The organism is Clostridium sp. (assembly GCF_050717515.1).
Lineage (GTDB): Bacteria > Bacillota > Clostridia > Clostridiales > Clostridiaceae > Clostridium_AD.
The window spans coordinates 124423-136840 of the sequence record NZ_JBOITL010000025.1 but is presented as its reverse complement, the minus strand read 5'-3'; the positions used below and the strand labels follow the sequence as shown (position 1 = coordinate 136840).

9 protein-coding genes are annotated in these 12418 nt (G+C 31.3%); 4 read left to right on the top strand and 5 right to left on the bottom strand.

What is annotated here, in order from left to right:
* Window positions 1–18: 18 nt before the first annotated feature.
* From ACREV6_RS10145 to ACREV6_RS10125, 5 genes are all read right to left on the bottom strand, one after another.
* The gene (locus ACREV6_RS10145; RefSeq protein WP_431577893.1) at window positions 19–762 is read right to left on the bottom strand and encodes a copper homeostasis protein CutC; all 744 of its coding nucleotides are present in this window, start codon (window positions 760–762) and stop codon (window positions 19–21) included.
* 81 nt (window positions 763–843) lie between these two features.
* On the bottom strand, window positions 844–2841 hold the full coding sequence (locus tag ACREV6_RS10140) for a beta-galactosidase trimerization domain-containing protein (RefSeq protein ID WP_431577892.1): 1998 nt from the start codon (window positions 2839–2841) through the stop codon (window positions 844–846).
* A gap of 318 nt (window positions 2842–3159) precedes the next feature.
* Window positions 3160–4836: a methyl-accepting chemotaxis protein gene (locus ACREV6_RS10135; protein ID WP_431577891.1), complete on the bottom strand. Its 1677-nt coding sequence runs from the start codon at window positions 4834–4836 to the stop codon at window positions 3160–3162.
* Window positions 4837–5144: 308 nt separating this feature from the next.
* Window positions 5145–5354, bottom strand: coding sequence for a hypothetical protein (locus tag ACREV6_RS10130; protein ID WP_431577890.1), 210 nt, complete (start codon window positions 5352–5354; stop codon window positions 5145–5147).
* 127 nt (window positions 5355–5481) lie between these two features.
* Entirely contained in the window at window positions 5482–7017 is a 1536-nt protein-coding gene (locus ACREV6_RS10125) for a hypothetical protein (RefSeq protein ID WP_431577889.1), read from the bottom strand.
* A 232-nt stretch (window positions 7018–7249) separates the two neighbouring features.
* Between ACREV6_RS10125 and ACREV6_RS10120 the strand changes: the two genes are divergently transcribed.
* From ACREV6_RS10120 to ACREV6_RS10105, 4 genes are all read left to right on the top strand, one after another.
* Entirely contained in the window at window positions 7250–7759 is a 510-nt protein-coding gene (locus tag ACREV6_RS10120; RefSeq protein ID WP_431577888.1) for a DUF2179 domain-containing protein, read from the top strand.
* A gap of 117 nt (window positions 7760–7876) precedes the next feature.
* Window positions 7877–9199 (top strand): IS3 family transposase, encoded by a 1323-nt coding sequence (locus tag ACREV6_RS10115; protein WP_431577887.1) that lies wholly within the window; start codon window positions 7877–7879, stop codon window positions 9197–9199.
* Between the two features lie 116 nt (window positions 9200–9315).
* On the top strand, window positions 9316–10869 hold the full coding sequence (locus ACREV6_RS10110; protein WP_431577886.1) for a sigma-54-dependent Fis family transcriptional regulator: 1554 nt from the start codon (window positions 9316–9318) through the stop codon (window positions 10867–10869).
* 384 nt (window positions 10870–11253) lie between these two features.
* Window positions 11254–12309 (top strand): NAD(P)-dependent alcohol dehydrogenase, encoded by a 1056-nt coding sequence (locus tag ACREV6_RS10105; protein ID WP_431577885.1) that lies wholly within the window; start codon window positions 11254–11256, stop codon window positions 12307–12309.
* The last annotated feature ends 109 nt before the right edge of the window (window positions 12310–12418 follow it).

The following is a 12418-nucleotide window of genomic DNA, read 5'->3' as shown; positions in this document are numbered from 1 at the left end:
TTCACTTGTCCATTTCATCTAAAGCTTTTCTAAAATTTCTCTAACCTTTGCTATTTCTTCACTTTGAGTTCTTAGAATAACATATTCACTAAGTATAGGAAATCCCATACTTATATCTCCTTTTCTATATTTCATATCACTCTTAATTTCCATCTTTCCAGAAGTATGTACCGCATAGGATTTAGTATATCTTATTACATCCTCTACATTACCTGAATTTATACCACTTCCTATGAGAATTTCAATCTTGTCTTCTGATTTTTCTACCAACTGCTTTAAAAGTTCTCTCCCTTCCGTACATTTATTTTTCTGACCTGAGGTCAAAATAGAACTGATTCCTAATTTTTTTGCCTCGTCTAAGGTAGTAAAAGGATTTCTGCAAACATCAAAGGCGCGATGAAGGGTTATATGCATTCCTTCTGCCTCTGCTATAAGCTCTTTCATTCTATCTATATCCAAGGTTCCATCTGGTTTTAGCATTCCTATAACTACTCCATTGGCACCAGCTTTTTTGAACATTTGGATATCTCTTTTCATTATCTCAAATTCATCTTCTGTATAACAAAAATCACCATATCTAGGTCTGACTAAAACATTCACTTGTATATTGGTTTTTTCTTTTATTAATTTAAATAAGTTTATATTAGGTGTAGCACCTCCAATAATTAGAGCACTGCAAAGTTCAAGACGATTCGCTCCACCTTTTACTGCTTCCATAGCTGACTCTACTGAATCCACACAAACTTCTAAAATAAATGACATAGTAGTCTACCCCCTCTCTACCCATCCCTTAAATACTTATATTTAATGGAAGCGCTCCTCAGTGATTCCATTTATTTCTGATTAGTATTCTATAGAAACCATACTATATCCTTCTATTTTGTCTAGATTAAAGATTATACAGTTGTCTAATCTTTGAAAATCTATGCTTTCAAGCTTAGGAATTTTTTTTAATGATTTTATATTTTTATCCCCAACATATATTTTGAATTCTGTGTTGTAGATTGGAATAATATCCTCTATAGTGTAGATATCCTCTGAACGTTTTTCAGTTATATAGTGTAGAACATGTAGTATGTCTCTATGCTCCTCGCACTGTGTATTTAAAGCTGTAATAATGGTAGAGGGTCCATTGTGGGTAAGGAGTTTGTCCTTAAGAAGTAGTTCTATAGCATCCTTCATTATTGCTTTGCACCACCTAGCGCAATTTTTTCGATAAATTTTAAATATAGGATGAGAAAAATATATAACATTATTTTTCTTGGTTACAGCTGGGTAGCCAAGCTTTCCTGAGGATGGAGTGTGTTGATGAGAACAGAACATATCGCCTTCTCTATTAAAGTAGGGTTCTACAGAATACATTAAAACTTCAGCCTCTTGAACTTTTGTTTCCATTCCTCTAAGGTACATAACATATTCTTCCTTATATAAGCCTTTTCCTATAACTTCATTTGGTAATATGAAATCCCTATAATAATCTGACTCCTTCTCATAGGAAATACCATACAAACTACTTATTTTGCTTTCTTCACTTAAAAGAGATTTATAGCTACCAATTACCTTACCACCATTTTCTACATATTTAATAAGCTTATTTTCAAACTTAGGTATGAAATTTATATAATCTGGCAAAATCAGTAATCTATATTTATTAAAATCAAAGCTACTGTCTATGATATCAAACTGATAAGCAAGCTCTTGAAGCATTCTCACCGCTCCTATTAAGGCTGGTGGAATCCCTAAATCATAATCCTTAAAGGAGTAAAATTCTTCAGGTGTAAATACTGCAATTTCTGAAATTGGCTTTGCACCTATGCAGTAGTCTTCCCTTTCTTTTACTTTTTCATATACTGACCCTATTAACTGGTAAGCCCCTTCAGACAACTTACCGCTAGGATGAAGTTGGTCTCCTATGGAACAACCTGCACCTAAAGCTAACATATTAAAACACTCAAATTCTAATGCAGCCTTGTTTTTAAGAGAATGAAAATCTCCCCAATAGGTGTGAAACTTACCTGTCATACCCAATATATTCTTTCCTAAACTTCTGGCATATCTCACTGTTGCTGGAAAATGATCATAACCCCAGCCCCCACTAGGAAGAGACTCTAGTTCTAAATGAGTACACTCCTCCACACTTTTTTTGCTATTAGGACCTATATGTGAACTATTATAAAAAATACTGACACCCGGAACCCTATTTTTTATAAACTGAGTTATTTCTGTTTTAAATTCATCCAGCATCACTATAGAATATTGAATTCTCTCATGCTTAGCTTCAGGGTTAAATCCTAAAGCAGTCATTTTACTGATACAATTCACACAATTACAATCTACTTTAAAAAGAATATCCATAAAGAACCCATCTACATTTTCTGCTCCAACTACATCAATAATATCCTGAAGATGTTCCTTAAAATACTGTCTATAGCCACTATTTATACAAATAGTGTAGTAAAAATGAGGCTTCGCTATCTTTTGACTGTTAATAAACTCACCATTTTCGTCCACCGCTAACCACTCCGGATGGATTTTTGCAATATGCCCATCCCACTGCACAGTAGTATATATAGGAACCTTTATATCATTTTTATGACAAGCTTCAATTTGCTCTAATAAAAGATTTTTATCTACCAAATTAGGATGTATGAACTCAGGTGTAATTTTTGACGGATAATACAGCCATCCATGATGGCATCTTGCAAAACAGGTAATAGAGTTTATATTTGCCTTTTTCAGAGTAGCTACAAATTTTTCTGGTTCAAATTCTTGAGCTACCATAGGAATATATTCACTGGTGTGAAAATCTAAATGCACTTGTCTATATCTTAGTTCATTCATAACTAAATCCTCCATAAAACCCTTTTATCCATAGGATATGGGTCATATATTTCTCCTTAAATTAATTATTTCATATCATTTACTTATATAGATATCATTTACTCATATAGATATTATACTGCATAATATCTATATGTATATTTTTAATAAAAAAAAAGGTCCTATAGAATAGATAAAAGTCCAGCAAATTTTTTAAATTTGCTGGACTTTTATCTAAATCTTATAGACTTTTAATTCTATTCCTTGATTTTTCTTTCCCTGTGTTATTTAAAATCAAATGTTTTACTATATTGCGTAGCTGCAAGTATAGCTTATTATTTATATCTTAAACTCTTTCACCATTTCATTAAGCTTTTGAGCAAATTCAGATTGACTTTGCGCAATAATAGCTACCTGTTCTATGGCTTTCGTAGTTTCATCCATACTCTCTTTTATTGTTTCAGCCTGTTCATTGGATTTTTGCGAAGATTGCGCCATATTCTGCACTGCTTCACTTACTTGACCTACTGTTGCTGTAATCTGTTCTGACATAGAAGCAATTTCCTCTGACTTTTTGCTTACAAAATCAGAATCATTATAATACTGATTTCCTGCTTCTCCATAAGCATCAAATTGTTCATATATATCTTTATTAATGAATTGTAATATATCACTACCGGTATCAGTACTACTTTTAAATGCATCCTGAACCCTTATAATTGTTTCTTGAATACTTGTTACCGCCTGTGATGATTGTTCTGCAAGCTTTCTAACCTCATCAGCTACTACTGCAAACCCTCTTCCCTGCTCTCCAGCCCTTGCTGCTTCTATAGCAGCATTTAGTGCAAGTAGGTTAGTCTGTTCTGCAATGCTTGCTATGGTATCCGCCATAACCTTGATACTATCTACTACCTGACCATCTTCAATTGCTTTTAGCATCTTATCTTGCTTCTCAGCATATAGTTTTTGAGTATCTTCTATAGCCTTTTCGCTACTCTTTTTAACTTCTGTGGCCCTTTCCTTTGCTCCATTTGCATTATTACTTCCTTCCACTGCCTTTTGTGAAAGCTCATTAATGCTTGAGTCTACTTCTTCTACTGATGCACTTATTTCCTCAGTTGCTGCACTTGACTCCTGAATTTCATTTGCAATATTCTTAACAGCGCCATCTATCGTTACAATTGTTGATGTTAATTCCTCCATGGTTGCTGAAAGTTCCTCAGATGATCCCCTAAGATTTTGTGAATTATCCATAATTCCTTTTATCAAAGAAGACACTCCATTTTGCATATTGCGTATTGAATTTGCTATTTTGCCCATCTCATCTTGTCGTTTTATAAGTTCACTGATTTCATCGCTATCAGTCAAATCAAATTTCCCTATTTTATCAAGCCCAACTACCATTTTATTAAGTGGGGCGAGAGCTTTACCAAAAATAATCATAAGTAATATACTAATTACTATAAGTGAAATAATAAGTAGTATGAATTGAATAAGTAGTATTTTATTTACAACCTCTGTTATACCCTTTTCTGGTATACCAATATCAAGTACTCCTATTAGTGTTTTATTTTCATATATTGGAACCATAATGTCATATGTCCAATACTTTTGAACATCTGCATAAAACCTAGAGGTTTTTATATTCCCATTTTTTGCTCCGTCTATGGTATAGTCATCATCATAAACCTTTCCTATTTTCTCCTTATCACTATGAGCTATGGCCTTAACATTAGTATCTATTATAACTGCATATGTAATATTACTCTGCTTTGCCTTGTTAACAACAAAACTTTGCAAGGCTTCAATATTAACTTCTTTTGTATCTAGTATATTATTTACTTCATAGGAAATTTCTTTTGCAGTTTCTAAGGATTTATTTAATAAAACAGTCTTCATCTCATTTTTTATGAGAAAGCTTACAATAAATGTACTTAATACTAATACTGTTAAAAAAATAGATAAGGTTATAAAAACTAACTTTCTCTTTAATGTCTTTGATTTTTGATTTTTCATTTGTATCCCCCTTAAAATTTAAATTACACTACATTTTTTTATTTTCTATAATATTTAAATTATAATTTTAATGTAATAATATCATATTTTAGAAAACTTTACTATCTAAGTATGTAATTTGTCTTACTATGTCAATAGTTTTTTTAAACTCTTACTTTCACCAAGTTTTTTGTATTCTCTAAACACTTTTGAATGCAACTATTCCTCTTGGGTCCATTGATTTCACGTCGATTTTAAATAGCCCCAAAATATACTAATATATTTTGGGGCTATTTTTTTATGTTTATTCAAAATTAATTTATAATCCTCTACAATTTCAATAAATTACCGTCATCAACTACTTTACCATCTTCTAAAATATGGATTTCTCCTTTATTGGTCACAACGCACACTCCATTATCCCAATCTTTATCAGAATATGTTGTACTTTCAAATTTCAACATTCCTTTTTCATCCAATATTCTTATTTGTGGTACTACCTCATTATGAAAGACAAACCATGCTTTTTCTCTACTCACCTATGATACCCCCATTAACTTAATTTACTATTAATTGTGACAGTGTTAATATTATTATGTATCACTTCATAAAAAACTCTAGTAAGTTTCATCACAAAACCCACCCTAACACCTATTAAGTAACATGTTATGATAGCTTCATATACATTGCTTTAGTGTAAAACTCATTGGATTTTAAATATTTTGGTATATCCTGTTCTACATCGTTAATGGTAATATTGGCATATTTTTTTGCAATTTCTAGGCTATAGACATTGTTATCATAAGATAGTTTACCTATACATCTTAGTTTTATTTTTAAATCTTCATCCAGTTTATTTATATTAAATATGCTTAAAAATCTCTTGCATCTTCCCTTAAACGCTTTTTCTGGATCGAGATTCTTAATATTTTCGTTATCAAATATAAAATCTATATTAATTACGCCATCCTTAAAGTATATATCTGATTTACAAAACTCACGTATAAATTGTCTGTTCATATTAGCTCTAGATATTCTTGAAAATTCTTCTAATTCATCTATTAGAATTAACATATCTGAAACCTCATCTATTCCTTTTATTTGCTTGGCTTCATTTGTGTGGTCAGAAATAGCACTTAGTATTTGCATTTTAGTTTCCAATGCTTTAACATCAAGCTCCTTGAGCTCTAAATTTAGATTATCAGTATAATTAAAATTAATATTACTAAAGGATTTAACAGTTTTCATAAGCAAAAAAGCACTCATAATACCATGTTGATATTGTTCAAAATCGTTAAAAAACTGTAATCGTTTGGTTAGATTTTCTTTAATTACACATTTAAATTTTAAAGAATCCTTTAAGATTTCACGTTCTCCATTAGTTAAATTCTTTATTTCGGTTTCATTTAGCCCCAGCATGCTACCATTTTTATCTATATCAAAAATTCTAACAGTCAATTCCTCTAATTTTTTGCCCGTATTATCATTTGAAAATGATATATTCATAGTCATAAGTTTTATAAAATTCTCTACAAAATGTTGTTGAGTAGGACTATAGTTAAAGTTAAATTCATTATAATTCTCCAAGGAAAAATAAGGTAATACCTTTCCTATACAATTATTTATTTTATAGATTTTTTTAATAGGATATCCTAGGTCATGAGTTAAAGCGGTTACGCACCATATTGAATCTTTGCATTTTGATGCATCCACAGCATGACCGAAATCAGTGAACTTTTTTAAAATATCTGCTATGCTAGAGTTCTCTATTACTGATACTAAATTAGCTATAGAATTGGATTGTAAATCTAATTTATTAAACAATGGACTAAACTCTTCATTCTTGGTGAGATATTCTCCAAGGAAGTAAACCCATAAGCAGTGTAGTGTATGATCCCTATAAAAAGAATCAGAAGCAAAGATTAATTCTTCAAAGTTAACATATTCATCAAAATAAGTAAATAACTTATCATAACCCCTCATATCTGAGTCAATGTAACTCATGGAAGCTGTAAATAATGATTTCCACAAATTTTTAGCTGTCTGTATTTTATCATGCATGTCCTCTGCATCTCTTAATTTTACTATGTTTTCTTTTATTCTTTCTTTAAACTCCTCTCTTCCATCTAAGAATACAATATTGTTTTTCTCAATTTGCTCTAAATAAAAACATAAAACCACATTTTCATTGATATAATCCATTTTTATCCTCCTAATAACATATATTTATATATTATAGTTACTATATCATGTAAAATTATACATTGCTACTTTATAATGTAAGCAATTTTAAATAGAGTTTTTGCACAATAATAAATTTAATTAAATATGTATTAACTTTCATGAATAAGTCTTGTAAAAATGCCTTAAAAGGAGCATGCTATTTATTAGAAGACGCACAAGCATTATATGTTTTCATAAAGGAGCGTTGCGTATGTTTAGTTATATCCTTATTTTTTTCGCTAAAATAATTGAGGTTTCCTTAACCACAGTTAGAGTAGTACTCATAACTAGAGGTGAAAAATTTTATGGAGCTATTATTGGTTTTTTTGAAGTACTTATATGGTTATATGTAATTAGTACTGTACTTGTAGGAATAAGTAAAGAACCATTCAAAATGGTAATTTATGCATTAGGATTTTCTTGTGGAAATTATATTGGTTGTATTTTAGAAGATAAACTAGCGCTAGGACTTATGACCATAAATGCAATAGTATCTGAAAAAGATGGCAATACACTTGCTGAAATATTGAGAGCAGAAAATGTAGGGGTTACTCTTATTGATGCAGAAGGATTAAAGGAAGATAAAAAAATGCTTATATTACATGTTAAAAGAAAAAGAAAATCTCAAATATTAAAAATAATACAAAATTCACATATAAAGGCCGTAGTTTCTCTAATGGATACTAAAACTATATATGGTGGTTATGGTATTAGAAAATAATACTTAATAATAAGACACATAGATATTTTAAAATGGATCCTATGTGATAGACACTAAAAAAGTCTATTCATATGGGATCTTTTTTTGTACAATTAAATTAGAAAGGTTGTGGGCATTATGATTAGAAAAGTATTTACTAATGAACAAATTTTAGCACTCTCAAAAAATAGATATATTAAACGAGTTAGTGAAAAGGGAATTACATATACAGATGAGTTCAAATCCTTATTTGTATCTGAGCATATAATGGAAAAATTAACGTCTCAGATTTTTCAAGATGCTGGGTTCGATATAGAAGCACTTGGTACTAATAGAATCAAGTCATTTAGTAAGAGATGGCGCAAGGCTTATAAGGAGTCTGGCGAATTAGGACTTAGAGATACTAGAAAATTTAGCAGCGGACGCCCACTTAAACATGAATTAACCCTAGAAGAAATAATCACAAGAAAAGATGCTGAGATTGAATACTGGAAGGCGGAAGCAGAACTATTAAAAAAAATCGAACTGCAAGAAAGGCAGGTGAAAAGCGGTAGTTTACGGATTTCTTCAATTTTTGCACTTATTCAGAACATCCTCTCTAAATCTAAATATAAAAATACGATTAGGCATCTATGTGATGTAATTGGAGTATCAAGATCAGGTTATTATAATTACCTAAAATCAGAATCTACACGTAATATTCGAGAACAAAGAGATTTGGAGTTAAGGAATATAGTTCTTAAGGCATTTGACCATAGGGGTTACAAGAAGGGTTCACGTTCTATTAAGATGGTACTAGAGCAAGAGTTCAATTTAATTATTAATAGAAAATGTATTCAAAGAATTATGCGTAAATATAATATTAAGTGCCCTATTAGAAAAGCCAATCCGTATCGTAGAATGATGAAAGCCACTAGAGAGCATACCGTTGTACCAAATCTTTTAAATAGGGAATTTAAGCAGGGCGTAGCCGGAAAAGTTTTGTTAACAGATATCACCTATATGCCATATGGAGCTTCCTGTATGGCTTATTTATCAACGATTAAAGATGCTTCTACAAATGAAATACTTTCGTATCACTTATCAAGACGCATTACATTAGATATTGCAACAGAAACGATTGAAAAATTAATTAAATCGCATAAGAAATTATTGACTTCAGAAGCTTTTATACATTCAGACCAGGGTGTTCATTATACTAGTCTAAGGTTTCAAAAACTACTTAAAAAATATAAACTTGGACAGTCAATGTCTAGAAGGGGAAACTGTTGGGATAATGCCCCACAAGAATCTTTTTTTGGTCACATGAAGGATGAGATTGACTATAAAAGTTGCGATACATTCACTGATTTACAGAATCTAATTGATAATTATATGGATTATTATAATAACTATAGATATCAATGGGGATTAAAAAAGTTGACTCCTGTACAATACAGAAATCAACTTTTAGTTGCATAGTCTTTTTTAAATGTCCTTGACATAGGATCCATTTTATTTTATCTATGTGTCTTATTATTAAGGGTGGAACAATGGACTGTGATATAATTACGTTGAACGCTAAAGAGGTGAAGTTTATGAGCCAAAAATATAATTTCAAAGATATAATAAAAAGCTCTCAAAATAACTGTAGGAAATACAAAATTAATGTGCAGAGAATATTTCCTACAACAACACTTGAAGGAAAGGCATTCCATGATTCTTTAGATAGGAATAGTCAGTTAATAAAAATATCTAGACCATTTATGGAAACACTATATAATTTTTTAAAAGGATCTGGATTTGCATTATATCTTACAGACAAAGTAGGTTTTGTGCTTTTTATTACAGGTGATGATAATATAATTAAATGTATGGCAGAAGTAGGCATTGTGGAAGGTGCAGATATGAGTGAAAAAAGTACTGGCACAAATGCAATTGGGACTGCGATTCATGAGGACTTATCAGTTCAAATTTCAGGTGAAGAACATTACATTACTGCATATCATACGTTAACATGTTCTGCAGCGATTATTCATAATGAAGAAGGCACTATTATCGGTTGTCTAAATTTAACGGGAAAACGTCAGTTAGCTCATCCTCATACCTTAGGGCTAGTTGTGGCTGCAGTTAAGTCCATTGAAAGTCAATTAAAAGTAGAAAAGTATCAAAATATGTATAATTTGGCTAACAAGCGCACCGGTAAAAATGCAAGCTACAATTTTGAGGACATAATTGGAAACAGTGAAGTAATAATCAAAGTAATTGAGCAGGCAAAAAACATTGCAAATAGTCCCTCAACGGTTCTAATTCAAGGCGAAAGTGGAACAGGTAAAGAACTTATAGCTCAGTCAATTCATAACAATAGTAGTAGAAAAGATAATAGCTTTATTTCAATTAATTGTGGAGCAATAACAAAAGGCTTAATAGAAAGTGAACTTTTCGGATATGAAGATGGAGCTTTTACAGGTGCAAAACGAGGTGGACAACTCGGAAAATTTGAGCTTGCAAATGGCGGTACTATATTTCTTGATGAAATAGGAGAAATGCCCTTTGAAATGCAAGTACACCTTTTAACCGTACTGCAAACTTCTTGTTTTAATAGAGTGGGTGGAAACAAATATATAAATGTAGATGTAAGAATTATTGCTGCTACAAATAAAGATTTGAAAACCGAAGTGAAAAACGGGAATTTCCGAGAAGACTTATATTATAGATTAAGTGTAATTCCTATATTCCTTCCACCACTAAGAATGCGAGTTGGAGATATTGAAATACTTATTGAGTATTTTTTAAAAGCTAAAGCTATCAAACTAGATAAACCTGTACCCAAAATATCCTATGATATTTATAGAACGCTCGTAAATTATACTTGGCCCGGCAATGTTCGTGAATTAGAAAATTGTATTGAAAACATTGTAAATATGGATGGAGATACTTCATTTAACTTTGAAGATAAATCATTAGAAAAAAAGGAATCCCCTCTTTCAACCGAAACCTTTCAATATGATATGTATACATTGAAACAATGGGAAAACATGGCAATAATAAATTGCATAAAAAAATGCGGTGGAAATATAACTAAGGCATCTAAAATATTAGGAATAAATAGAAGTACTATCTATTCAAAAATAAAAAATCATAGTAGCTAACTCTAATATTATTTATTGTTTAACTATTTTTTTAAAATCTATTGTTAAATAAAAAACAATTGTTTCAATTAAATATTGTTTAAAATTACAACAGTGTTGCGAAATACAACGATGTTTCATTAGAAACCGTTGCGTTTTACATCACTTTTATTTTGTTGAAATGTGGATTGGCTACTCACTGGCTCTATTAAATGTATTTTTTTTTGGCATGACTATTGCTAATAGTATAACTGTACAATATAAAAAGATTGTTAAAAAAATAGCTTTAAATATAAGGCTAACTACTAAACCATAAAATTATTATGGTTTAATAGTTAATAAAATATCAACCCTATTCAAACAAAAGCTATAATAACAATACCAAAATATTAGGAGGTTTTTGAAATGAAAGGTTTTGCAATGTTAAGTATCAATAATGTAGGCTGGATTGAAAAAAAGAAACCAGTTGCAGGTCCATATGATGCAATTGTTCGTCCACTAGCAGTATCACCCTGCACATCAGACATTCACACTGTATATGAAGGAGCAATTGGGGACAGAAATGATATGATTTTAGGACATGAGGCTGTAGGTATAATCCATGAGGTAGGTTGTGAAGTAAAAGATTTCAAAGTAGGAGATAGAGTAATAGTTCCTGCAATAACTCCTGATTGGAGAACCCTAGAGGTTCAAGCAGGTTTTCCACAACATTCAGGTGGAATGCTTGCAGGTTGGAAATTCTCAAATTTTAAAGATGGTGTCTTTGCAGATTATTTTCATGTAAACGATGCAGATATGAACTTAGCTCTTTTGCCAGATGAAATTTCTTTAGAAAGTGCTGTTATGATAACAGATATGATGACTACAGGCTTTCATGGTGCAGAACTGGCAAATATTGAAGTAGGCTCAAGTGTTGCTGTCATAGGAATTGGCGCAGTTGGACTAATGGCAATAGCTGGTGCTAAATTGCGTGGTGCTGGTAGAATAATAGCAGTAGGCTCTAGGCCAACCTGTGTTGAAGCAGCATATTTTTATGGTGCTTCAGAAATAGTAAATTATAAAACTGGTGATATTGCAAAGCAAATAATGGATTTGACTAATGGAAAAGGTGTTGACCGTGTAATAATCGCAGGTGGAACCCCTGAAACACTAATACAAGCTGTAAGTATTGTTAAACCAGGTGGAGTTGTTTCAAATGTTAACTATCACGGTGAAGGCGATTTCCTTCCAATACCTCGCGCTGAATGGGGATGTGGAATGGCTCATAAAACAATAGTTGGAGGTCTTTGTCCTGGAGGCCGTCTTAGAATGGAAAGGCTAATTGATTTGGTAAAATATAACCGTGTTGATTTAAGTAGATTAGTAACACATGTTTATCATGGTTTTGATAAAATTGAAGAAGCCCTTCTCATAATGAAGGATAAACCTCAGGATTTAATCAAACCTGTAGTAATAATATAAAAATAATAAATAGCAGCAGCCTGAATAAACTGGTTGCTGCTATTTATTATTTTTGGGGCAGGCTAAAGTTAAAAAACATAAATCAAACTGTATCTTCATTGTACTAAAT

Coding starts and splice junctions, on each gene's coding strand:
- ACREV6_RS10145 (WP_431577893.1), bottom strand. CDS start 762: ATGTCATTTATTTTAGAAGTTTGTGTGGATTCAGTAGAGTCAGCTATG.
- ACREV6_RS10140 (WP_431577892.1), bottom strand. CDS start 2,841: ATGAATGAACTAAGATATAGACAAGTGCATTTAGATTTTCACACCAGT.
- ACREV6_RS10135 (WP_431577891.1), bottom strand. CDS start 4,836: ATGAAAAATCAAAAATCAAAGACATTAAAGAGAAAGTTAGTTTTTATA.
- ACREV6_RS10125 (WP_431577889.1), bottom strand. CDS start 7,017: ATGGATTATATCAATGAAAATGTGGTTTTATGTTTTTATTTAGAGCAA.
- ACREV6_RS10120 (WP_431577888.1), top strand. CDS start 7,250: ATGTTTAGTTATATCCTTATTTTTTTCGCTAAAATAATTGAGGTTTCC.
- ACREV6_RS10115 (WP_431577887.1), top strand. CDS start 7,877: ATGATTAGAAAAGTATTTACTAATGAACAAATTTTAGCACTCTCAAAA.
- ACREV6_RS10110 (WP_431577886.1), top strand. CDS start 9,316: ATGAGCCAAAAATATAATTTCAAAGATATAATAAAAAGCTCTCAAAAT.
- ACREV6_RS10105 (WP_431577885.1), top strand. CDS start 11,254: ATGAAAGGTTTTGCAATGTTAAGTATCAATAATGTAGGCTGGATTGAA.